Source organism: Shewanella putrefaciens (assembly GCF_016406325.1).
Taxonomy (GTDB): Bacteria; Pseudomonadota; Gammaproteobacteria; order Enterobacterales; family Shewanellaceae; genus Shewanella; species Shewanella putrefaciens.
The window spans coordinates 400,180-422,900 of the sequence record NZ_CP066370.1; the positions used below are offsets into that span (position 1 = coordinate 400,180).

Annotated in this window: 21 protein-coding genes; 10 read left to right on the plus strand and 11 right to left on the minus strand. The window is 43.7% G+C overall.

Translation table 11 applies throughout. The annotated features are described in order from the left end of the window. Positions 1-28: 28 nt before the first annotated feature. Positions 29-1,093, minus strand: coding sequence for a formimidoylglutamase (locus tag JEZ96_RS01905; RefSeq protein WP_025008536.1), 1,065 nt, complete (start codon positions 1,091-1,093; stop codon positions 29-31). Between the two features lie 127 nt (positions 1,094-1,220). Then, complete coding sequence (gene rraA, locus JEZ96_RS01910; protein WP_011790902.1) at positions 1,221-1,706, minus strand: ribonuclease E activity regulator RraA; 486 nt, start codon at positions 1,704-1,706, stop codon at positions 1,221-1,223. A gap of 324 nt (positions 1,707-2,030) precedes the next feature. Between rraA and JEZ96_RS01915 the strand changes: the two genes are divergently transcribed. From JEZ96_RS01915 to JEZ96_RS01930, 4 genes are all read left to right on the plus strand, one after another. Further along, positions 2,031-2,279 (plus strand): YgjV family protein, encoded by a 249-nt coding sequence (locus JEZ96_RS01915; RefSeq protein WP_014609726.1) that lies wholly within the window; start codon positions 2,031-2,033, stop codon positions 2,277-2,279. A 360-nt stretch (positions 2,280-2,639) separates the two neighbouring features. Continuing rightward, positions 2,640-3,152, plus strand: coding sequence for a phosphatase PAP2 family protein (locus JEZ96_RS01920; protein ID WP_025008535.1), 513 nt, complete (start codon positions 2,640-2,642; stop codon positions 3,150-3,152). A gap of 73 nt (positions 3,153-3,225) precedes the next feature. Further along, entirely contained in the window at positions 3,226-4,266 is a 1,041-nt protein-coding gene (locus tag JEZ96_RS01925) for an MJ1255/VC2487 family glycosyltransferase (RefSeq protein WP_025008534.1), read from the plus strand. A 141-nt stretch (positions 4,267-4,407) separates the two neighbouring features. After that, entirely contained in the window at positions 4,408-5,826 is a 1,419-nt protein-coding gene (locus JEZ96_RS01930) for a hypothetical protein (RefSeq protein WP_011790898.1), read from the plus strand. A 107-nt stretch (positions 5,827-5,933) separates the two neighbouring features. On the opposite strand, the gene JEZ96_RS01935 is transcribed toward JEZ96_RS01930, so the two are convergent. The 5 genes from JEZ96_RS01935 to JEZ96_RS01955 form a co-directional block, all read right to left on the minus strand. Further along, positions 5,934-7,562, minus strand: a complete 1,629-nt coding sequence (locus tag JEZ96_RS01935; RefSeq protein ID WP_011918543.1) for a methyl-accepting chemotaxis protein — start codon at positions 7,560-7,562, stop codon at positions 5,934-5,936. A gap of 205 nt (positions 7,563-7,767) precedes the next feature. Continuing rightward, positions 7,768-8,382 carry a DedA family protein gene (locus JEZ96_RS01940; protein ID WP_011918544.1) on the minus strand — a complete coding sequence of 205 codons (615 nt, stop codon included), beginning with the start codon at positions 8,380-8,382 and terminating at the stop codon, positions 7,768-7,770. A gap of 191 nt (positions 8,383-8,573) precedes the next feature. Continuing rightward, positions 8,574-9,494 (minus strand): manganese-dependent inorganic pyrophosphatase, encoded by a 921-nt coding sequence (locus JEZ96_RS01945; protein ID WP_025008532.1) that lies wholly within the window; start codon positions 9,492-9,494, stop codon positions 8,574-8,576. Positions 9,495-9,630: 136 nt separating this feature from the next. Beyond that, positions 9,631-10,092, minus strand: coding sequence for a YhcH/YjgK/YiaL family protein (locus JEZ96_RS01950; RefSeq protein ID WP_014609729.1), 462 nt, complete (start codon positions 10,090-10,092; stop codon positions 9,631-9,633). A 135-nt stretch (positions 10,093-10,227) separates the two neighbouring features. Further along, positions 10,228-12,621 carry a TonB-dependent receptor plug domain-containing protein gene (locus JEZ96_RS01955; protein ID WP_188960068.1) on the minus strand — a complete coding sequence of 798 codons (2,394 nt, stop codon included), beginning with the start codon at positions 12,619-12,621 and terminating at the stop codon, positions 10,228-10,230. Positions 12,622-12,933: 312 nt separating this feature from the next. Here JEZ96_RS01955 and JEZ96_RS01960 point away from each other — a divergent pair, with 312 nt between their 5' ends. The 5 genes from JEZ96_RS01960 to JEZ96_RS01980 all read left to right on the plus strand — a co-directional run bounded on the left by JEZ96_RS01960 (position 12,934) and on the right by JEZ96_RS01980 (position 16,973). Beyond that, positions 12,934-13,509, plus strand: coding sequence for an LON peptidase substrate-binding domain-containing protein (locus tag JEZ96_RS01960; RefSeq protein WP_011790892.1), 576 nt, complete (start codon positions 12,934-12,936; stop codon positions 13,507-13,509). 53 nt (positions 13,510-13,562) lie between these two features. Then, on the plus strand, positions 13,563-14,480 hold the full coding sequence (locus JEZ96_RS01965) for a pseudouridine synthase (protein WP_061782864.1): 918 nt from the start codon (positions 13,563-13,565) through the stop codon (positions 14,478-14,480). Between the two features lie 114 nt (positions 14,481-14,594). Further along, the gene (locus JEZ96_RS01970; RefSeq protein WP_025008530.1) at positions 14,595-15,917 is read left to right on the plus strand and encodes a sensor histidine kinase; all 1,323 of its coding nucleotides are present in this window, start codon (positions 14,595-14,597) and stop codon (positions 15,915-15,917) included. Continuing rightward, on the plus strand, positions 15,914-16,465 hold the full coding sequence (locus JEZ96_RS01975; protein WP_011790889.1) for a response regulator transcription factor: 552 nt from the start codon (positions 15,914-15,916) through the stop codon (positions 16,463-16,465). The genes JEZ96_RS01970 and JEZ96_RS01975 overlap by 4 nt, the downstream gene beginning before the upstream one ends. A gap of 31 nt (positions 16,466-16,496) precedes the next feature. Continuing rightward, entirely contained in the window at positions 16,497-16,973 is a 477-nt protein-coding gene (locus JEZ96_RS01980) for a hypothetical protein (protein ID WP_011790888.1), read from the plus strand. A gap of 48 nt (positions 16,974-17,021) precedes the next feature. Here JEZ96_RS01980 and JEZ96_RS01985 read toward each other — a convergent pair whose 3' ends face one another. Together JEZ96_RS01985 and JEZ96_RS01990 are read right to left on the minus strand one after the other, a co-directional pair. Beyond that, positions 17,022-17,729: an SDR family oxidoreductase gene (locus tag JEZ96_RS01985; protein WP_011790887.1), complete on the minus strand. Its 708-nt coding sequence runs from the start codon at positions 17,727-17,729 to the stop codon at positions 17,022-17,024. 43 nt (positions 17,730-17,772) lie between these two features. Further along, positions 17,773-19,317 (minus strand): cryptochrome/photolyase family protein, encoded by a 1,545-nt coding sequence (locus JEZ96_RS01990; RefSeq protein WP_025008529.1) that lies wholly within the window; start codon positions 19,315-19,317, stop codon positions 17,773-17,775. 851 nt (positions 19,318-20,168) lie between these two features. Between JEZ96_RS01990 and JEZ96_RS01995 the strand changes: the two genes are divergently transcribed. Then, positions 20,169-21,212 carry a hypothetical protein gene (locus tag JEZ96_RS01995; protein WP_061782867.1) on the plus strand — a complete coding sequence of 348 codons (1,044 nt, stop codon included), beginning with the start codon at positions 20,169-20,171 and terminating at the stop codon, positions 21,210-21,212. 399 nt (positions 21,213-21,611) lie between these two features. On the opposite strand, the gene JEZ96_RS02000 is transcribed toward JEZ96_RS01995, so the two are convergent. Further along, positions 21,612-22,199, minus strand: a complete 588-nt coding sequence (locus tag JEZ96_RS02000) for a DMP19 family protein (RefSeq protein ID WP_014609735.1) — start codon at positions 22,197-22,199, stop codon at positions 21,612-21,614. 109 nt (positions 22,200-22,308) lie between these two features. Next, positions 22,309-22,695 (minus strand): gamma-butyrobetaine hydroxylase-like domain-containing protein, encoded by a 387-nt coding sequence (locus JEZ96_RS02005; protein WP_011790884.1) that lies wholly within the window; start codon positions 22,693-22,695, stop codon positions 22,309-22,311. Positions 22,696-22,721 lie beyond the last annotated feature (26 nt).

Below are 22,721 nucleotides of genomic sequence, written 5' to 3' on the forward strand. Positions count from 1 at the left end.
GCGTGTAGTTAGACGTTACCTGCACATGTTATTGTGCCAAATATTGTATGCGGCCTTGAACATAGGCATAAATAAGTTCACTTAGGCTTTGACCTACATCCCTAAATCCAGCTTCTATGCCTGCCTCGTGACAGATCGGTGCCGCTTCAGCTAAATGCAAATAAGCACAAGGGCAGTGACGGGCGATATAATTGACATAATGCGCAGCATCGAGCAGCGGCACACCTGCTGCAGTTGAGGCGCTACTAGGCATTTTAGCGATAGCGTCGACGTCGAGTTCTAAGCCTACGGGTAAACCTGTGTTATTGAGTTTGGTCGCAATCTCAAGCAAGGCTTGGTTGAGGCTGATTTCGCGGCGAACCCAAATCTGTTGCAAGCTATGCCAAGTGCCGCCAAATTCAGTGAGCTGGCTTAGGTTTGTTTCGCTGTTTTTTAACTCGTGCAATCCCAGTACATGGTAACAACCTAAGGCGCCACGGTCGGCAGCATAGCTAAAGCCATTGCCGCTGTGACGACCTTCAAGCAGACGAAAATCCGAATGGGGATCGAGATTCACCGCCGCGACTTGGCGCTGATAATGGCCGTAGGTTGCCATCAACAAACCATAGGCATTGTTATGGCCACCACCGATGAGTATGGGTTCTAAACCCGCTTTTAAAATTGCACTGACGATACGGATCACGCGCTCATCGAGTTGTTCTACCGCATCGCGTAATTCATCTAAGGTGACGTCATTGTTAGCTGTTGTATTGCTCGTGGTTTGTTGCTGCAGATCGGCGGTGTTAACTTGGCCTAGCACTAGGCATTCGGCGCCGGAAAGGAAACGATTTGATTGCAGGTTGAGCCATTGCTGCATACTGGTTGTGAACGCATCTGTTGCACCGCTGCGGCCGAAGTTAGCACGTGGCCCTATGTCCTCACCGACACCCAAAATTGCAAACTGAGCACCATGAGCTTTGGCTGTGTGAAGAATCACATCTAAAGTATGCTCTTGATTTGCAGTATGCACACATTGACCTAGCTTGGTTTCACCTGCTCTTGAGTTGACAAGCATCGCAACATCGGCATGAGTAAAATGAATAAATTCGGGCATATGATTATTCTTATTGAGCCAAAGATAACTTATTGTGACGTAGGCTAGGGCGGTTATTCAATGGTCATTGGGTAAAATAGATAATAAAAAAGCCAGCTTAGCTGGCTTTCATCAAACAGTACTTAGACTACTCAATATCGAGAGGTTCAGGTGATAAAATAATACCAGTGTTATCAGCATAGATATGATCACCTGGTAAGAAAGTCACGCCGCCAAAATTGACGGGAATTTCGACTTCACCTACGGAGTTACCATCTGCACCCACTGGAATCGAGGCTAGAGCCTGAATGCCAATGTCTAATTCTTCTAGTGCATCCACATCGCGTACAGAACCGTAAACGATAATGCCTTCCCAGTTGTTGCTAACCGCAAGCTCTGCGATAGCGCCATCGATAAGAGCACGGCGTAATGAGCCGCCGCCATCGACGAGTAAGACTTTACCTTGGCCATCTTCTTGTAAGACTTCGGTAATTAGGCCGTTGTCTTCAAAGCACTTAATGGTGCTAATAGAACCGCCAAAAGAGCTACAACCACCGTAGTTACTGAACATGGGCTCGACTACATCTACGACATCTAAGTACATGTCACATAGTTCTGAGGTGTTGTATTCCATATTTACACTCCTATTGATCCGCGTTGCGTACAGTTTAGCGAGTTTACGCCAGTATAAAAGGGATTATTGAAAAGAAAAGTGTTATCAATCACGGTATTGTTGCCATTAGCTCGTTAACACTTTAGTGGTAAAGTTTCTTCATATAATCGGAATTCAAGCCAAAAACTTGATATTAGTCATTAAATAACGGTTTTTTATTACAACTCTGTTGCGTGATTTGTTATTATATCCCAAGTTTAAATTAACTTACTTAACTTAATTTGCTTTAGGGGCATGGACCCCCCGTTATGCTTATGGACGGTAGAGGGCCTTCGAGAGGTGCCTGTGGAAGCTATAAATACGATTGAAATTATTGGTTATTTTGCCTCTGTAATGGTGGCAATCTCTCTAATGATGAAGAATATCATTTGGTTACGCTGGTTGAATTTTGTGGGATGTACACTCTTTGTTATCTATGGTGTGTTTATTTCAGCTTGGCCAGTAGCAGGGATGAATGCGTTTGTTGCCTGTATTAACATTTATCATTTGACGAAAATTTACCGTGCTAAGGCAAATCCAAACGCCATAGCCTAAGTTTTATCGAGACGTGTTGTTCTAAACTTGAGGCATATCAATTTAGAACAACACTCCTTCGTTATTCCCACCGCTTATTTCAGCAAATCACTGCTAATCGGTTATTTCAGCGCACCAACGGTCATTATTGTCATAAAACTTTAGGCTAGATGTCACAGAGGCGTCATAGCGATTTTTTAGCCTCATTTTAACAACATCGTACTTGAGTTGGTGTTATATGAGCATCAAGACAAGTATTAAAAACCAAGCCTCAAAGCAAAGAATCTATTACTGAATTTGAGCATTTTAGTTAAGCGACACAGAGAATGCGGATTCACATTGCAGTAAAACTCGCTGGTATACCAGCAAGGAGCCTGTTTTATGTTGAGTTACATTGCAGACTTAGATAAGCGATTTTTTTGTTGTATTGTCGCCTTTACTGATCGCCATGGTCTTTATGCCTATGCCAAGCGACTATCTGCGAGTGGCGATGGGCATCTGTACTTGTATTTATCTGTAGGTTTGATGTTGGCTCATTCTCAGGGGCAGGCGCTATTCAATTTAATGTTAGTGAGTTTTCTGGTTGAATTGCCGCTGTATTTATTATTGAAAAATAGCATTCGGCGAACTCGTCCATGCCACGCCTTAGTGGGGTTTGAAAGTGGCTTTGAGCCATCGGATCGTTTTAGTTTGCCATCTGGCCATACGGCAGCGGCCTTTATCATGGCGACAAGTGTGGCGCAGATTTATCCCGTTGCCGCTCCCGCAGCATATTTATGGGCGCTAGGTGTTAGTTGTTCGCGTGTTGCATTAGGAGTGCACTATCCCTTAGATATCATGGCTGGGGCTTCACTAGGGGCTGGAATTGTATTACTCGTTCATCAACTGATTTAACTCACATCCTATTAAATATACCACTTCATTTTATTACCAACATCTTTCATATTTATTGGTTAAAGGATAACGAATGCGAATACTCTACGGAGTTCAAGGCACAGGGAATGGCCACTTAAGTCGTGCTCGAGTGATGGCTAAGGCGCTGATGGAGCAAGATATTAAAGTGGACTTTTTATTCTCTGGGCGTAAGTCGGATCAATACTTTGATATGCAATGTTTTGGTGATTATCGTGTGCAAACAGGAATGACGTTTGCGACTCATTCTGGGCGGCTTAATTTGCCACAAACGGTGAGACAGAACTTATCACTATCCTTAATGAAAGATATTCAAGCTTTAGATTTAAGTTGTTACGATCTGGTTCTTAATGATTTCGAGCCTATTTCTGCTTGGGCTGCACGGCGTCAAGGCGTGCCATCAATTGGCATTAGCCATCAAGCTGCACTGATCCATCCTGTGCCTAAAATGGGGAATACTTGGCTTAACGAGTTGTTGCTTATGTACTTTGCGCCTGTGGATGTGGCGCTCGGTTGCCATTGGCACCATTTCGGGTTTCCGATATTGCCCCCCTTTGTTGAGGTCGTTCCCTGTTCTTCTGAGCATACTCACCAAATCCTTGTGTACTTACCCTTTGAAGATGTGGATACGATAGCCAGTTTTCTGGCTCCTTTTTCTGACTATCAGTTCTTGGTGTATCACAGCCAGCAACCTCAGGTGCAAACAGCCAAACATATCCAATGGTATGGCTTTAACCGTGATGGTTTTAAGCAACATCTAGCGAGTTGCGGCGGCGTGATTGGTAATGCAGGGTTTGAACTTGCCAGCGAGGCGTTAACATTAGGGAAAAAACTATTGGTAAAACCTTTGATTGGGCAGTTTGAGCAGTTATCAAATGTGGCCGCATTACAATTGCTTGCCGCCGCAGATAGCATGATGACGCTTGATATTAATGTGCTAAAGCGTTGGCTTAAAGCGGCATCACCAAATCCGATTGCTTATCCTCAGGTGGGGGATGCTCTCGTGAAATGGCTTCGAGGTGGTGATTGGCATCATAGCCAACCATTATGCCAAGAGCTATGGGCACAAGTGGCGCTTCCAGACACATGGCGTTAACCCTGTGTTCGATTGACATGAAAAGTAGGTGAGACACTAGCTGGCTTTATGGGCTTAGCGTATAATTTGGGCAATTTTGCTGTTAGCCCCTTTCAGCACGTCTATGTTGGCCTAGTCTGGCCGTTGATTATGTTGTTATAAATGAGCCTCAAGAAGTTTACTCAGTACAAGCTACTGTTTTTAATGTTGTTATCTCTTTGTATTTTACTTCCTTTTATTCCAGATCAGGCTTATCACATTCCCGGTCCCGATATCGCGGAGCAAAATTTTCATGTTATTGAGTTTAATGATCAAGGCCAAGCCCATGATGATAGACAGTGGCAAGGTTTACGGGATCGTATTTTACAACCTAATAACGATATCGCTCCTGAGTTGCTAATTTTCGTTCATGGCTGGCACCATAGTGCTAATCCAAAAGATGAAAATTTTGTGGCGTTTGAACAATTTTACCGACAAATGGCGGCATCAGATAAACAACGTAACTTATTGGGTCTTTATATTGGTTGGCGTGGCGATAAATATGATCCTTTCTGGCTCGACGGCTCGGACGATGCAACCAGTCAAATTGAACCCATAGATTTTCCGACGATTTTGCAACGTAAACGAGTGGCTAAACGCATTGGTCAGCAGGGATTGTCGCAGTTATTTGATAAGCTAGATGGCTTAGTCTCTAATCATCAATTACTGCGTTATACCGTTATAGGCCATAGTCTAGGCGGTTCAGTTGTATTACACGCCAGTAAGGATCGTATTAAAGCTGCAATTGATAATGGCCAAGATAATCCCAATTTATTTTTGTTGTTAAACCCCGCTGTGCCTGCGAAGGATTACCAACCTTTAGATAAGTTAGTAAGTTTGGATAGGCAAAAACCGAGTATGGTTGTGCTGCAATCTAAGGGGGATTTTGCGGTAAAAGAAGCTTTCAATTATATCAAGGATGGCGAGCGTGCTGTGGGTAACTCTTGGGCAATTACCCATGATATCGATAAATGTTCTGGTGGAAACTGCAATACCCCAATAAAGATGCCTTCGGCACTGATGGCTCACGATAAAATTCCTGGCTGTATGATGACTCTTGCCAATTCAGGTTGGAAAATTCGCGCTCGCTTACAGGCTCGTCGCAGCGTACAAACCTGTCCCGATGCTAATATGCAGGCGGTGTGGGTGTTGGCTGTGTCGGATGAGATTGTCTCTGGGCACAATGGTATTCTCACAGCGGATCATGCCAAAGCCTTGTCTGAAGTGATGAGTATGATTGATTTGTATCGAAATCAATTGCCTAAACATGCGGTTGAAAGTCCAGCTAACCAAGATCTCGGCGCGCTAACGCCAGAGTCTGGGGCAGTAGTCTCTGCGGAAGGTGAAATAGCTGTACCAGAGGAGCCTGTTGTTATCGTTGAACCTTTACCAAATGAGCAAAGTTCAGACTCTCAGCGTCAAGATGAATCCCCTATTACCGAAGTGCCACCTGTGCCAATCATTGATTCTGAGCCAGACTCAACGTCTGAGAGTCAGCCTGAGGAAGACATCAAACCTCAACCTGAGACTAAAGACATGTAAGCCATCTAGAGAAAGTGCTAATGGCTTAAGGCTATGTTCAGTATCAAGCAATAACCACCAGATTGTACTTGATGTTATCTGTCAATCTGGTGGTCGTTTAAACGAGATTATGCTGTTTTAAACTGTTTAACATTTTGCTCTAATGTTTTTGCCAGTACTTCAAGTTTTTGACTTGCAATGGTAATTTTACTGGCTTGTTCCTCTGCGAGCGAGGCGGAATGAGTAATTTGGCTAAAGTTACGATTGATTTCTGATGCCACGACGGACTGTTCTTCCGCAGCAGTGGCGATCTGAGTGTTCATATCGCTTATTTTGGTGACTGATAGATTGATTGCATACAATGAATCACCTGCAGATTTGGCTTGTTCGACACTGATTTCAGCCTGAGTCTTACCTTCATTCATCACGGCGACTGCATTTATTGAGTTGCTTTGCATCTTCTCAATAACCGTTTGTACTTGTCCTGTGGATTCTTGCGTGCGGCGTGCTAGATTTCGAACTTCATCGGCAACCACGGCAAAGCCACGGCCTTGCTCCCCAGCTCTTGCTGCTTCAATTGCGGCATTGAGTGCGAGTAAATTTGTTTGCTCTGCAATGCTTTGAATCACTTCTAATACTGAACCAATTTGACGGCTATCCTCTGATAAATTGTTAATAACCACAGCAGCTTCGCTAACTTTGTCTGCAAGTTTATTAATACTTGACTGAGTTTTGCTCACTTCATTTTGCCCTGCATTGAACTCATTCATTGCCGTTTGTGCTAAAACGGCGGCATCACTGGTGTGGTTTGCAACCTCAGAAACGGTCGAAGACATCTGGTTTATTGCCGTAGCACCCTGCTCTGTGGCGGCTTTTTGATTACCGATTAAATCTTCATTGTACTTTGCTGTTAGTAATAATTCGTTTGATGCTGAAAGTAGTTCGCTGGCAGCCTTTATTGAATTTTTAGTGATCCCTGACATATGGTCAGTTAAATCTTTAAGTGCACTTAAAATACTTTCGGAAGTATGGAATTTAACTTGTGTCGTTAAATCACCTGATGCGATTTCTTTTATAACAAAAGCCGCATATTCAAGCTCGCCACCGACAAGTTTTTTTAATCGATTAACGGTACTAATCGCCACAAGGGAGCCGATAATAATCGCAATAGTGGTCACAACGAGCATGATCCACTGGAAACTGTTTGTTTGTTCACGTGCCGAGGCAACTTGATGTTGTATTGCTTCTTCTTGATAATCAATTAACTTATTAATTCGTTTAAGCCATTCACTGTAGGCAGGTGAAACTGTGGTAATCAAATAATCGGTTGCCTCGGCTTGACGGCCATTATTGATCATACTGAGCAAGTTTTCGGTTAATGATAAGGTTGAAGCCTCTATTTCTTTGATTGACCGTAGTAGGTTTTGTTCTTCTGGTGTGTGCTTTACCTTTGCATACATGGCATCTAATGTAACTGCCGCTTTTTGGTAGTACTCATTCAGACGAACAATGTCATTTTGGTGTAATTTTGATTTATCGTTATCTTTGGCTAAAACGACATCTCTAATGGAAATTGCCCTATCATGCACGCTACCACGGAAGTTGATGGCTTGGCGTTGTTCTACTGCCGTTTGCTCGGACAGTTCAGTCAAATTTTCATCAGCTATGCTGATTTTGAACAAGCCAAAGAGTGTGATACCAAGCATGATCAATAGCAGCACAGCGAAGCCTGAATACAAACGTTTTATTACATTCATTAATAACACCTTATTTTGATATTAGGTTTCTTGCCATATCTGATGTTTAGTATACGTAAAGTGACTACTTTAGATCACTAAAAGACCAAATTAACTAATTGATTCAGGTCAATTTCAGGTCGAAAATGGGTTTAACCTTTAAATGAACCTGTAGTTATCATGCCAGTTTATTCTAGTGTTCAGGTAAACATTTATCATAAACAGGTTATTGTGGATTTTTGGTCTGCCACTTTCGCCAAGTAAGCAGGATAAGTACGGCAAGTATCAAGCTGACACCTGCCCATGTTGGATATTTATGCTGGTGGTAGAATGCCAATATTGGTGTTATCTCATCACGGATAATGGCGGGGCCAAGACCAAATATACTTACCCAAATACTGGTGGCAAGACAGTTACCTACTACAAACTGTTTCAGCGGCATTTTTGCCAGTCCGCAGCCGATAAACATGAATTGTTTTAAGCCTTCGATAAAACGACTCAGGATTAATGCTGCTATACCATATTGACCGATAACGCTGTGGATCTTGTCTTCTAATTGTGGTTTTATCCAGCCTTTGTTCAGTAACACCTCCCCGAAGCGCCAACCGATATAATACCCAAAGCTATTCCCGCAAAGTGCGCCACAAGCGGCCACCATCAAAACAGCAGATAATGACATTTGACCTGTAGCGGCTAATAAACTGGCGACGATTAATAGGGATTGCCCCGGAGCAGGAATGCCAAATCCTTCGACCGCGATAGCGATAAACAGTAAGACATAACCATATTCTTGTAGCCATGGCGTGAGTTCACTCATGATATGTTGTAATGCATCAGGCATAGGGAAAAGGTTTAATATTAACTTGGAATATGTAGCATCATACAAGTGAAGCGCTAAGACTGAATAGGTTTATGAGCAAAGTTTCATGCTTGCTATATCTGATTATGCACAAGGGGTTTAGCAGTAAATATCTGATTGGTTGAAATACAAAAGGCCGAACTCAGTTCGGCCTTTTGTATCGCGCATCGCGATTAAGCGAATGCAGCTTGTAGTTGCGGCACAACTTGCTTCTTACGGCTCAATACGCCGTCTAACCATACTTTGCCATCAACTGGGGTTTTACCATAAGCGCGGTTAACCAGATCGGCATCGTCAGAAACCACTAACAACTCAGAGCCTTCTTTCATAATATCGGTCAGCAGTAACAATACGCTGTGACGGTTGCCTTCAACTTTCAGTGCTTTGATATCGGCTTCCAGTTCAGCTTTGATTGTATCAAATACAGACAGATCGATGACTTCTAGCTGGCCGATACCGACTAAGTGACCATTCATGTTGAAGTCTTTAAAGTCGCGCATAACGAGATCGCGTGCAGGCGTGCCTTCAACGGCAGATTTTACTTTGAACATTTCCATGCCCAGTGCTTTAAAATCTTCAATGCCCGCAATTTCAGCTAAGGCTTCAACGCAGCGAATGTCCGCTGTGGTGCAAGTGGGTGATTTGAAAATCACAGTGTCGCTCAAAATGGCGCACATCATAATGCCAGCAATGTTTTTAGGAATGGCGACTTGGTAAAAGTCGTACATCATCTTGATTACTGTGTTGCTGCAACCGACTGGGCGGATCCAACATTCTAATGGGGTATCTGTTGTCAGATCGCCTAATTTGTGATGATCAACGATACCGACAATTGTCGCCTTAGCGATATCGTCTGGTGCTTGAGTCAGTTCAGAGTGGTCAACAATATAGACCTGCTCGCCTGCATAGCTGGTTTTGTATTCTGGCGCTTCAAAGCCGAAACGCTCTAAAATAAAAGCCGTTTCTGGCGATAACTCACCTAAACGTGCGGCAACGGCTTCTTCACCGATTTGGTTTTTTAAATAAGCTAAGGCGATAGCACCGCAGATTGAATCAGAATCGGGAATTTTGTGACCGACAACGTAAATGGGCATTTCAGGGACTCTCCTTTAAATTTGTGACAATTTTAGCAATATTTGGCCTTAATCGGAAATAGCCAAAGCGCATATCACTCTGGCTTTAAGCTGCTATTACGCTAAAAGATATTGAACTTGAATTTGGGCAATAGGCTTACACTTTGACTTTTATCACGACCTTGCGTACTGCGGTCGCAGGATGCCCTGTACCGGGCATATGTATGTCGCCAGGGAAAAATAGCGCAAACATGCCCGCTTTGAGTTTGATATAAGAGGCATTTTCTTTATTTGACTCGTAATCAAATCCCGCATAATCATGTTTTTCAAAATAGGGTTTTGAGGGAGTCTGATCGACTAAAGGCAAGTAACCAAACTCTTCTTCTCCGCTGAAAACATATTGCACGTCGATATATTTTTGGTGCACTTCAAAGGATTCAGTTGATTGATGTTTTGTGTGGTAGTCGTTAACTATCACAAAAATATCATCTCCATCGAGAGGGTAATTTCCCACAGGTAGCTGACTAAAGTCAGTCGTTGCTAAATGCTCCAGCGCACTCGCAATACGGGGATTTAGGGTTTGATAAATATGACGGTTAGCTAAAGTATCAACGATCATCTGTTACTCGATATGGCAGAAGGGAAATGGATAAATTATGGCTGATTATAATCAGATCCCTTTGGTTTAGACATCAAGTTTAAAGATAAAACAACAGGCCATGGAATGGCCTGTTGTTATGAAACGATGAACTCATTAGTAAGTGTATTTGGCTTCTAAGAAGTAGTAGCCACCATTAAAGCCAAAGGGGGTATTGGTTAATGGGTAGACGAAGATACCATTGAAGTTATTGTTATCTGGTCGTTTTTCTGGATACACATCAAACAAGTTTTGCACCCCAGCGGTAAAGCTTAGCGCATCAGTGGCGGCGTATCTTACCGACAGATCCATTACCCATTGATCGCTATAGTTTACATCGCCCGTTGAATAACCTTCACTATAGTCACCAAAGTAGTTTAAGCGAACATTGGTTTTAAAGTCCCCTAACTCATGGGTTAGCCCAATACTGCCCGTGTTATGCGGCGTAGCAGACGTCATGCGGGTTCTTTCTATACCATCAAAGAGTTTCTTTTCTAATCCGCCTAAAATAGACGGCAGATTGATGTCTTGGATCTCGGTTTTATTATAGGCATAGGCTAAATTCGCCCGTAAATCGCCCCAAGTGCCAATATCAATATCTTGGCTAACAACGAGATCGACCCCGCGAGTGCGGCTATCGACGGCATTGACGAAAAATCGTGCTGAATCGGCATTGGTGCCCGCAAGTGCCGCTGCAACCGCAGGGCTATCAGTCGCTCTTAGGGAGCCAGATAAGATGATGCGATCATCAATCTCGATTTGGTAAGTGTCGAGTGTTACCGCGAGGCCAGAGTCATTGGTATAAACAAGACCGAGACTAAATGATTGCGATATTTCAGGTTCTAGTTCGTTAATTCCAAGCGCCTTTGTCACTGGTGATAAGGTGTTGAAGGTGCCTGATTCAACTGGAACTAGCTGGCCTGTCACAGGATCGGGATTAAATAGGGTTGATATGTTGCTGAAGTACAGTTGTTGTACGCTTGGCGCTCTAAAGCCTGTATTGATAGTGCCACGCAGGGCTAAGTTGTCGGTAAAATCATAACGACCCGCTAACTTCCAGCTTGTATTGCCACCAAAGTCAGAATAGTTTTCGTAGCGCAGCGCCGCAGCCCAATAAAACTCGTTGGTTAGCTGGTTTTCAAGTTCGGCATAAATGCCTGTATTATCGCGTGTTTCATTGACCTCGGACTCAGGGGTAAAACCGGTGAAACCTTGGCTACCGGGTGCTTTACCATTGTAGCCACCATTGATATAGGAGCCTTCTTCTCCGGCTTCAATTTCATAACCGTTTTGACGCCATGAAATCCCCGTCGCAAACAGAATTTCAGAATCGTTCACAAAGGCAAAATAGCGAGAAATATCTAAATTGATATTGGTTTCACGGGTAGCCAATGTTCCAGCATCGAATTCAGTAGGACTTTCAGGACCTAATGAAGCATTTAACGTATTGACGATATTATAGTTGAATGAGTTTTTACCATATCCCACAGAGGTATCAATATCCCAATCACTTAGATTGAATTCATAGCCTAGGGTAAGAGAAGAATCGATAATTTTGGGGTTAATTTGCGGTAAAAAACCGTCGGGATACACTTCGGGTAAGTTACGGGCATCGAGAGCTAAACGGTAAAAGGCCCCTGATTTAGTCTCACGTTGACTGATGCCGCCAAAGGCATACAGTTTTCCATCAGTAGAGATAGGCTGAGCCGCATTGATAAATAAACCGACATTATCATATTCGGCATCACCAACCTGGTGGCTCTTACGGTTAAATGTCGCTTCGCGCGGATCGTCAGAACCATCTGCTAGTTTAGGGTATTGCTGCCGTGGATCGAGTCCTGCGCGGTTTGTGCTGTCTTTGTGATGCGCTTCTAGGGCGACATTCACAAAGCCATCATTGCTTAAACTGATACCATGGTTAACACCTACACGCCATTGCTCACCGTCACCTTGGTAGGTTTGTCCGGCTTGCGCCGAGATGCTACCTCCTTGATCGCTGTCCTTGAGTACCACGTTAATCACGCCCGCAATTGCATCCGAGCCGTATTGCGCTGAGGCTCCATCTCGGAGAATTTCAATGCGTTTTATCGCTGTCATTGGAATCGCGTTTAAATCGACGTTAGACGAGCCTTTTCCCATGGTGCCACTTAAATGTACTAGGGCAGAACCATGGCGACGCTTGCCATTTACGAGCACTAAGGTGTGGTCTGGCGACAGGCCACGTAAGCTGGCGGGGCGAACCGCATCTGAACCGTCAGTCACCGAGGAGAATGGAAAGCTATAGCTTGGCGCCGCAAATTGCAGCGCTTTCGCGGTTTCCGTCATACCTGTTGATTCGAGTTGTTCGGCTGTGATGATATCGACAGGGGCAACACTGTCGGTTGCCGTGCGCAAGGCAATACGTGAGCCGATAACTTCAATTTTTTCTACGGCAGCGTGTTGTGAATCTGCTTGTGCGGCAGACATAGTCAATGTAGATGATACTGCTAATGCGATAACGGCTAGACGCATACAACCTCTCAATAATGTATATATAAAACAACAATTAGACCGAACGAAGGTTAACACCATAACAATTGTTACATTTAGACGGATATGTACTAACTCAGAGCGGACTGTTCTAAATCGATATAAATGAATATGTTGTCGGGAGTCATCATTAAGACACTTTTTAAAAGTGGAGGTGTTTCTGGTTACACAAATCGGGTGGATGCTTTTTTACTTGCTTAGGAAGGAAATTATTTCTACTGCTACACTCTAAGTTAATAGGGAATGTAGGTGAGTTACTGATCATTTCCTTTTATTTCAGGGCGGGAGGTTGCTATGCAAACACGAGAAATGGCGTTAATCATACGCGATGCCTTGTTACTGCCACAGGGAAGGATTGAAGTTAGAGTGGTGGAGCCCGGTTATTTGCGAATGGTGGCAGATGTGCTTAAAGGGAAATATGATTTAGCCTTTGCTGCGGCAAATCCACGTGGAAATCCGCCCTGTTATCCCACTGCGACTCAGTGCAATATTATTGATTTTAATCAGTTAGAGGATGATTCTCTTAGCATTGTGCTCGAAGGGCGACAAAGGGTAAATATACTCTCAGCTGCGCAGGCTAAAGATAAAGTCTGGATGTCGCGTACCTTACCTTGTCGTAATTGGCGGCATGAGCCAATCAAAGGTGAGTTTGAATTAATTAGCGCCGCTCTAGAGCAATTCTATGAGGTTAACCCCGCGCTCTTGGAGCTTTATGCCCAAGTGCATTTAGAAGATGCGGCTTGGGTCAGCCAGCGTTGGCTTGAGGTTTTACCTATGTATAACAAAGATAAATTAGTGTTGGTCAATCAACCCGATTGCCATAAGACACTGGATTTTGTATTACAACTGATCAAGTCGCATGTAGACTGAAAAAGCCTATAAACGTTAGAATAGCGGCTTATCAATAGCCGCTTTTTTTCGATATGACCTTAACTGCCCGCGCCGCTCAACCTTCCTATGTAGTACTGCCTCGGAATATTACCGATACGCCGACAGTATTTGCGTTTCTTTCGACACACTTTGCGCGTATCGGTGAAGAGGTTTGGCGTGAGCGTATTCTCGATGGCAAAGTGCATTGGCAGGATGGCAGTTTGATCGCGCTAGATACACTTTACCGTCCAATGGCGAGGGTATATTACTATCGCGAAGTGCCTGTTGAGACAAAAGTCCCCTTTGAAGAACAGATTCTATTTCAAGACGATAACCTTATCTTGGCCTATAAACCGCATTTTTTGCCTGTAACGCCTAGTGGTAATTATGTGAATGAGTGTTTAGTACATCGATTGAGGCTGCGAACGGGCATCGAGACCATTGCTCCGGCCCATAGATTAGACCGTGAAACCGCAGGAGTGATTTTGATGACAATTCAGCCTGAAACACGTCATCTTTATCATCAACTTTTTGTCGATAATGCCATATGTAAGGATTATCAGGCCATTGCAAAACTCACACCTGGAATTATTGAGCAATACCAAAAAGGCCATTTAACTTTGCCACTGCATTGGACGGTAAAAAATCGTATGCAGCCAGGTGATCCGAGTTTCACGATGCAACTGGTTGAAGGTGAAGCGAATAGCCATTCTGAAATCAGTTTGGTGGCGATAAAAGACGACTTAGGATTATTCCATTTAAGCCCGATTACGGGAAAAACGCATCAACTAAGGGTGCATATGCTAAGTCTAGGTATGCCATTGTTAAACGACAGATTTTATCCAAAATTACAACCCAAAGGTCCAGATAATTTTGCTACACCGTTAAAGTTAATGGCCCAACGTTTGCGGTTTGTGGATCCTGTGAGCGGTATTCACCACGATGCTCAGTGCAATGGGTTTGAGTTTTAAAACCCACTCGTCAAGATAGACTTAAAGGTCGAGCAGTAGTTAATAAATGCATTGAATATTAAAGGCTTTTTAAATTAAAGTGAATTCACTTAGCGACTGCATATAGGTGTTGCAATGACGAAGATTTTGGGCACAAGTTTACCTGCAGCCGACCAAGTTGCATTGCTACGAACATTAGGTTTGTTATTACAAATGGGTTTAACCACCTTTGCAGCCGACACCTTTGGCCTTAGCTTGCAAATGGAACCTTTAGTGCATGTACTCGTGTTGGAGACACTATATTTGTCACTCACACTCGTATTACGCAAGCCATTGTTTGCAAAAGAAAGTGGATTATTTATTGCGCTGGGGGTAGATACACTATTTTGGATTTCGTGGTTATATTTTTCCGGTGGTGCCACCAATGCCTTTATCTCGCTGTTGTTATTGCCTATCGCCTTGGCCGCTGTCACATTACCAATTTGGGCACCTTGGAGCCTGACGGCGATATCGACCCTTGCCTATAGCTTGATGATTTTTACCGTGCCAGAATCGCAAATGCAGCACCACGGTATGGATATGAGTTCCCACTATTTGGGAATGTGGTTTAACTTTGTGATTTCAGCATTAGTGATGACGACCAGTGTCGCGCTGATCACTAAACGTATGCGTCGTCAAGATGCGCAATTGGCCTTTATGCGTGAGGGACAATTGCGTCAGGAGCAATTACTTGCGCTAGGGACGGCGTCAGCTCAAATGGCACATCAATTGGCTACGCCACTCTCAACCTTAAGATTATTGTTAGACGAAGTTAAGGAAGAAGGTCGTGTTGTATCTGCCAGTGTGGGCGAGATGGAAATTGCCCTCGGTCGCTGTGAACATACCCTTACCGAATTGCGGCTAGCCACAGAATCGATTCGTGACCGTCGTCAGCATCCGTTAGCTTTAAATGAGCTTATTGATGGACTTAAACAAAAAACCTCATTACTTATGCCACATACAGAGATTAATTGGCAGATTGCCTGTCCCCCTTCGCAGTTGACAGGGCTACACATTTTGACTGATATGAGCCTTGCACCTGCAATCATGGCTTTGATTGAAAATGCTGCCCGCGCCAGTGTTGAAACGCTAGGTGTGGCGCAGGTGGATATTAGTGTGGATAGCGAGCCAAATGAAGAGCTGCTTTATGTGCGGATCCGCGACTACGGCGCCGGAATTGCACCATCATTATTGCCTCAACTCGGTACTCTGCTGGTTGAAAGCCCTAAAGGATTAGGGGTTGCACTGTTACTTAGTCATGCCAGCTTAGAAAGGCTAGGCGCACAGTTAGTTCTGGCTAACCACCCGCAGGGCGGAACCGTTGCCCAAATTTGTTTTACGGTTTTAGTTGACCCGAAAACATTAGATAAGACCGCCTTGGTTGATAAGACCGCCTTGGTTGATAAGATAACGCCATGAAAAAATTGTTGATTGTTGAGGATGACCACGCCCTTGCGAGTATTTTGGAACGTCGTCTTACGCGCCATGGCTTTAATTGTCGTCTAACCCATGATGCTAGCGATGTACTGCTGGTGGCGCGGGAGTTTCGACCCAGCCATATTCTGTTGGATATGAAGCTTGCTGAAGCCAATGGGTTAAGTTTAATTGTGCCGCTGCGTAATTTACTGCCGAAGGTGATGATGGTCTTGCTCACAGGCTATGCCAGTATCGCAACGGCGGTGGAAGCGATTCGCCTCGGCGCCGATAACTATTTGGCTAAACCTGTCGATACCCAAACACTGCTTGTTGCGCTGGATATAGATACGCAGTCACATTTATTGCAAGAGGATGAAATTGATGACTCGCCGCTTAATCCTAAACGGCTGGAGTGGGAACATATTCAGCAAGTGCTCAATGCGAATCAGGGCAATGTGTCGGCTACCGCCCGCCAGCTTGGTATGCATCGCCGTACTTTGCAGCGTAAGTTATTAAAGAAACCCGTGAGTGAAACCGGGCCGCTAAAGTAAACGAGAATGATCTCAAGGAAGGAGTCGTAGGATGCGTGAGTATGATGGTATTGAGGTGCGTTATCGCAGGCCCGATACCAATTTAGCCAAAAGTTTACAAGTGATTGAAAATCTATTGGGATTTGCGCCAGAACCGCAGCAGTTAGACTTTGATTTATCCTTTTGGGCGGGTGGCGCTGGGGTATTGGATAAACTGGCGATCTCTTGCTTCGTCACGCCCGAGCAGCGGCAAGTTCTACAACAAAAACTGGATTTATATTCTCCCGAAGAGGCTGTTGCACGGGACTATTGGCGTGATGACTTTATCTGGTTAGTCGCCGATGATGAGGTATGCAGTGATATTTTGGCGGCCTCGGCGCAATTTATTAACGACAATAAGGCGCCCTTTCAAGATGAATGCGATACGTTGCAGGCTATCTACTTTGGTTATATGAGCGATGTGAATTGTTGGACGGCGGTATGGGGGCAAGGCAGCCGAATAAACTATGCCTACTTTTGCCAAGGTTAATCGCTGTCAGAGTTAACCTGTGTCAGTGCTAAGCGTTGCCTTATTGCTCTACCAAGGAAGCTCTGCACCATCGTAGGCTAAAAATCTTCCCGTTTGAGCTGGAGTGGCATTGGCAATAATGCTCACTAAACACTGGGCAACGTATTGCGGTGTAAACAATTTATCTTTGGGCACACTCTGCTGAAAAGGTCTGGATAATGACGTATCTGTAGTGCCGGGATGAAGTGATAGCACCACACAGTGTTTCATTGTCCTTTGCCATTCAATCGACAGTGTTTTAAGAAACATATTCAGTGCCGCTTTTGAGGTGCGATAGCTATACCAGCCACCCAATCTGTTATCAGTAATACTGCCGACTTTGGCCGACACCACGGCAAACCTTGCAGACACACTGCGTTTTAACACAGGCTCAAAGTATTTTGCCAGCATGACGCTGGGAAGCGTATTTAACTTTAGATTATGCTGGAAAAAATCCGTATCGAGGGACTGTAAACTTTTTTCAGGCCCGTTATCTTGAGTGTGTAAGATGCCAACACAGTTAATGACCCAATCTAATTTAGCGAGTTGTTCACTTAGCTGTTTAATCTCGGCTTCATTGGTTACATCTAACGCATGCCATTGGATCTTCTCCTGCACATCTTGGGGAGGATGATGCCTGTAGGTGGCATGCACAGCCGCGTCTGGATATGTTTCTTGGATTTGTTTAACCATGGCTTTACCAATGCCACCACTTCCGCCAATGATAAGTATTTCCATAACAAAATTCTCCATGGTCAATGTGCCATTATAAAATGTGCCGCTATAAACGGTTTAGATTGGCAAGATTGTGCTCGGCAGTGGCTAATATGGTGTTTCTGACGGATTCTTCCATCTTGTCCCAAGTCTGGTACAGCATGCCAATCCTTGGGTTTTGCGACAATCGTGCGCGATGTTTATTCATAAAGCGCCAATAAAAGCTATTGAATGGGCAAGCGAGTGCGCCGCTACGTTCTTTTATTTTGTAATGACAACCGCTGCAATAGTCGCTCATTTTATTGATATAACTGCCGCTTGCAGCATAGGGTTTTGTGCCGACAATGCCGCCATCTGCAAATAGTGCCATGCCGCGAGTATTGGGCATCTCGACCCATTCAATCGCATCCACATACACGCCTAAATACCACTCATCTACCTGATTTGGCTCGATTTCGGTTAATAAACAAAAATTGCCGATCACCATTAGGCGCTGAATATGATGGGCATAGGCAAAATCCAATGATTGAGATAACGCATGGCGCAGGCAATTCATTTGAGTCTTGCCATTCCAAAAGTAGTCGGGCAGCTTGCGCGTGGCCTCGAGGGCATTAATGCTGGCGTACTGCGGCATATTCGCCCAATAAATTCCGCGAACGTATTCTCGCCAGCCGAGGATTTGCCGAACAAAACCTTCGACTTGGGCTATCTCGATATGCGGGTTGGCCTGATAATACTCAATCGCCGCATTAATCACTTCTAATGGGTTGATAAGTTTGGCGTTTAAGCTAAAGGACAGCCGACTATGGTACAGGCTCCACTGCGCCGGATGCTGCTGGGTCATCGCATCTTGAAAGCGGCCAAAGGCGGGCAGGCAATACTCGCAAAAATACCTAAGCAACTCGAGGCTTTGCGCGCGGTTTATCGGCCAGAGTAAATGCATATCCGCCTTTCCCATGGTGTTAATGCCATGGCGTTTAAGGCGCTCGAGAATATCTTCTACATTGTGGCCAAACATCAAGGGTGTTGGTAATGATTTCAGATCTTGGGATTTAAGCTTTTGCCTATTGCTCGCATCAAAATTCCATTGTCCACCAACAGGCTTGCCATCCGTCATTAAGATATTGAATCTTTTGCGCATTCGCCGATAAAAATGCTCCATCATTCTGTGCTGCCCTTGGGGGAACTCCTTATCAATCTCGGCAAAGGGTAATAAAAAGTGCTCAGTATCGACGCAGTTCACCGTTATATTGGCAAACTTAAGTTGGCTTAACTGGGCTAACAGTCGATATTCATCAGGCCGTTGATATTCAAACTTAATTGCACCCGTTTCGGCGATATAGTGTTGGAGTAAGGCATTCAGATCGGCAAAGTTTTGGGTATCGTCGAGGGTGAGGTAACGCACCTGATGCCCGTCCGCGCAAAGCTTGCTGGCGAATTGTGTCATAGCACTGAAAAAGGCACAGATCTTTTGCACATGGTGCGTCACATAGGTGTTTTCTTGATGTAATTCTGCGATCACATACAGAACTTGATCATCAACGCGGTTAAACCAAGAATGCTGGGTATTGAGTTGATCGCCTAAAATTAGCCTGACTGTATGGAATTGCATTGAGTGGACTCTTGGATGACTCTTGCGTTTAGCCTTATCTTTTAATCTTACGAATTGTGTTGATGTGAGGATCACTGTACTGGGGCGTTTGCCGTTATTTCGACAGAGAAAATTTATTCGTAACCTTCGTTTTAATTTCTTTCCAATATAAATCAGAGTCGTGGGGCTTCACCCCCTGATTTTTTAATAAAGAGTCGACCAAGGAGGACTGCTCGTTCTATCCTCCTTGCCTATTGTTTTCACATCAGCCAAGACGCCCCTAACGGAGTTGAAAGCCCCTTGGGCATTAAGCGTTCTTATGCTATCGCGTCAGACGCTCGTCCCTGATTCGACTGACGTTATCTCGGCATCTGATAGGCAGGATGCTTGAATGTCGTGAAGTGCATGGATGCACGAGAACGACCATGCCTCGCTCACGCAACGAACGCAAATGCCCTGCGGCAACTCCGAGGGGAGGTGTATTCCTTTGATTATTGAGTTGTCTATTGGTCACTTAAAGCATTAAATAGTTGTGGATGTCCGGTTTTTCCCCTCAACGCTGGCTGATTTCAAGCCTGTTTCATTGACCGTTCCTTTCAAGACAGCCAACAAGATAATGGGTTGGGCTTTTTTTACTAAAAATCTCAGTTTTTCAGCCAAATAGGTTAATTGAGTCAGTCATCATCCTTTGAAGCCATACCTCGCTCGCTTTTTAGTATTTAAGTGACTTTTAGTCACTTGAATGCTAACCGAAAGTGCATTATGTTCTTGTTTTATCTTGGGTGGCCTGATTATTGTTCCTTAAAGCATTAAATAGTTGTGGATGTCCTGTTTCACTCTTGTCGGTAGTTTATAAATGGAAGGGAATATTTGTGAATAAAAAATATTTTAATAAGTCAATTAAGATTCTGAAGGAAGAGTTATTAAGCTCAGGAATTGATAATATTTTGGAAACATGTCAAAACTTAGGGTATTTTGCGAATACTTTTACATCAATTAATTATCAGACGTTTGGTGAAACCCAAGCGTCTCAATCTAAACGTGCCGAAATACTGAGTAGAGCTAATCAATGTATAAGTAAAGAGAAACAGGATGTTACTTACCGTAAGTTGATTATTGATTGTTATCAAGTTGAATCAAGGATAAGAAGTTTTATTACTAGTTTTGATAGTAATGATGCTGTTTTATCAATAATGGAAAAGTTTCTGAAAAACTTAGAGGAATTTCAAGAGATATATGAAGGTTACAGAGTTAATTTTAGTGCTGAATTTTTTCATAGGTTATCATTTTCAGCCAATATTCTAGCGAATAGTATAGAGAATTTACTTCTTTCAATTAACTTATTGCTTTCAATGTCAGAATCTACTCAAGCTGATAATGATTTATTTAAGTTAGAGCTTTATTTGTCTAATGTTACAACCCTGAAGGCTTTTGGTATTAAGTTGGAAGCTATAGAGGCTATATATATCGAAATATGTCATTTGTTTGATATTTCGATAATAGATAACCCTCTAATAATTGAGCATATTGAAAATGGTAGTTTGTGGGTTAAGGTAGCTGGTCACGCTTTGACAGCAACAGTTTTGACTACAATCCTTAATACTGCATCATCTTACTATCAGGAAAACTTTACAGTAACAGGTAAAATAAACCAATTACCTAATTCTGTTAATGTAGTCAATGATCTTTTGAAAATATCAGAACAGCTTAAAAAGAATGGTTATAATACTGATGAAATTAATGATGAAATTAATTCCGCAACTAAAAAGATAGCAAGAAAGTTAGACTTGTTATTAGGTGACCAGCCAACTATTGAAATTAATGATAAAGTTCATGATGTTGGTGATCATCTTAGAAATAAACTTTTGGAACAAAGTGAACTAAAACTATTAAAGAATCAAGATGAAATAATTTGATTTAGAGTCAGACTTATACATCCCTTTCGACATGACGTTCAACACTTAAATTACAGAAGTTCACCTTCCCCTGCGAAGTTGCCGTGGGGCGTTGGAATAAATTGCGTGAGTCCGGTCATGGATGACCGGCTAGCTTTCGCAGGTGCAGGGACGCATCCTTCGGAAGCGATAGCAATTTATCCATAAGACCAAGGCTAGTAACTAATGCATGTAACTTCGCTAGGGGCGTCTTGGAGCATCCAAGGAGGATAGGACGGGCAGTCCTCCTTGGTCGGGTGTGGGGTGAAGCCCCACGACTTTGAGTGGTGTAATTCAATGAGCCAACCAAGATTAAGTTGAATGCCTTTAGCTCTTGGTGTACATCGCTTAATGATTGAATTAATAGAAGTAAACCCGCAATCATTCGATGGCGTTAACCAACCCAGTTTGTCGCGCATAGCTCTCTAGCTTGATATCAAGATTATCCAAGTCTTTATAAAACTCATCATCGAGTTGATTGAGTCGTGCTTCGGCTATTGGATTATCAGTTGCGGCCAGACGCTGGTCTCTATTGGTGGGGACTGGATGGTCGCCAAATACCGCCTGTTTGGCTTGTTGTAATAGAGCTAACGAGTGCAAAGCGCCTATTTGCTGAAGGCCGCGCTCGGCAACTTCATAATACTCGCCCGATGAGTTATCGAAATATTGGATGAAGCCGCCGTTATAGACTTCGCCAGAGAGGCAATTGACTACGTAATAGTATTGCGCTGCTTCGCTTAGTGTGTGAAAACCCTGCTTATCGTCGTGCACCCTCACCACAATATCTCGCCACAATGCTCTAAAAGGGCAAGTTTTATCTAATTCCCACTCCTGCTGATAATAGGCTTTTGCCTGCTCGATATTTTCACGATTACCATTTTTACAGGGCATACATAAGCCCGCGTTTCGCTCGGCGGTGCTGGGCATGATTAAGGTTTGGCAGGCTGTGCAGGGGACTTTTTCCGACATTATCTTTCCTTAGATGCCCTAGTCAGTAAGGTTTTGGTGTTATGGCCCAAGGAGAAAACAGAGCAATCTCCTTGGTCAATACTAGGCTATTTAACCGATTAGCAACCGATTAGTTGTACTTAATATTCATCGAGATCAGCGGTTCGCGCGAGGCTTTTTCAGCGCGTAGGCGAGCTAGGTATTTTTCCCATAACTCCACTTGGTGAGTGGCGAGATCGTAGAGTACTTTCCACGAGAATAGGCCGGTATCGTGGCCATCATCGAAGACGATTTTTACCGCATAGTTGCCAACCGGTTCGATGCTGGTGATATTGACGTTTTTCTTATGGGTGACCAGCTTTGGGTTGCCGTGACCATGCACTTCGGCAGAGGGCGAGTAGACTCTGAGCATCTCGCAGCTAAGTTGATATTGCTCTCCATTATCGAAACTGATTTCTAGAATGCGCGATTTACGTTTCAGTTTAAGATCAATGACATTGGGGCTTGCTGTGGTCATAGGTTGGTTACCAGAAAATGCTAGGG

Bases quoted from the DNA above. Each gene is read 5' to 3' on its own strand.
- JEZ96_RS01980 (WP_011790888.1), top strand. From the start codon at position 16,497: ATGCGTGAGTATGATGGTATTGAGGTGCGTTATCGCAGGCCCGATACC.
- JEZ96_RS01990 (WP_025008529.1), bottom strand. From the start codon at position 19,317: ATGCAATTCCATACAGTCAGGCTAATTTTAGGCGATCAACTCAATACC.
- JEZ96_RS01930 (WP_011790898.1), top strand. From the start codon at position 4,408: ATGAGCCTCAAGAAGTTTACTCAGTACAAGCTACTGTTTTTAATGTTG.
- JEZ96_RS01905 (WP_025008536.1), bottom strand. From the start codon at position 1,093: ATGCCCGAATTTATTCATTTTACTCATGCCGATGTTGCGATGCTTGTC.
- JEZ96_RS01945 (WP_025008532.1), bottom strand. From the start codon at position 9,494: ATGCCCATTTACGTTGTCGGTCACAAAATTCCCGATTCTGATTCAATC.
- JEZ96_RS01950 (WP_014609729.1), bottom strand. From the start codon at position 10,092: ATGATCGTTGATACTTTAGCTAACCGTCATATTTATCAAACCCTAAAT.
- JEZ96_RS02005 (WP_011790884.1), bottom strand. From the start codon at position 22,695: ATGACCACAGCAAGCCCCAATGTCATTGATCTTAAACTGAAACGTAAA.
- JEZ96_RS01960 (WP_011790892.1), top strand. From the start codon at position 12,934: ATGCAAACACGAGAAATGGCGTTAATCATACGCGATGCCTTGTTACTG.
- JEZ96_RS01955 (WP_188960068.1), bottom strand. From the start codon at position 12,621: ATGCGTCTAGCCGTTATCGCATTAGCAGTATCATCTACATTGACTATG.
- JEZ96_RS01970 (WP_025008530.1), top strand. From the start codon at position 14,595: ATGACGAAGATTTTGGGCACAAGTTTACCTGCAGCCGACCAAGTTGCA.
- JEZ96_RS01965 (WP_061782864.1), top strand. From the start codon at position 13,563: ATGACCTTAACTGCCCGCGCCGCTCAACCTTCCTATGTAGTACTGCCT.
- JEZ96_RS01985 (WP_011790887.1), bottom strand. From the start codon at position 17,729: ATGGAAATACTTATCATTGGCGGAAGTGGTGGCATTGGTAAAGCCATG.
- JEZ96_RS02000 (WP_014609735.1), bottom strand. From the start codon at position 22,199: ATGTCGGAAAAAGTCCCCTGCACAGCCTGCCAAACCTTAATCATGCCC.
- JEZ96_RS01935 (WP_011918543.1), bottom strand. From the start codon at position 7,562: ATGAATGTAATAAAACGTTTGTATTCAGGCTTCGCTGTGCTGCTATTG.
- JEZ96_RS01920 (WP_025008535.1), top strand. From the start codon at position 2,640: ATGTTGAGTTACATTGCAGACTTAGATAAGCGATTTTTTTGTTGTATT.
- JEZ96_RS01975 (WP_011790889.1), top strand. From the start codon at position 15,914: ATGAAAAAATTGTTGATTGTTGAGGATGACCACGCCCTTGCGAGTATT.
- JEZ96_RS01925 (WP_025008534.1), top strand. From the start codon at position 3,226: ATGCGAATACTCTACGGAGTTCAAGGCACAGGGAATGGCCACTTAAGT.
- JEZ96_RS01940 (WP_011918544.1), bottom strand. From the start codon at position 8,382: ATGCCTGATGCATTACAACATATCATGAGTGAACTCACGCCATGGCTA.
- rraA (WP_011790902.1), bottom strand. From the start codon at position 1,706: ATGGAATACAACACCTCAGAACTATGTGACATGTACTTAGATGTCGTA.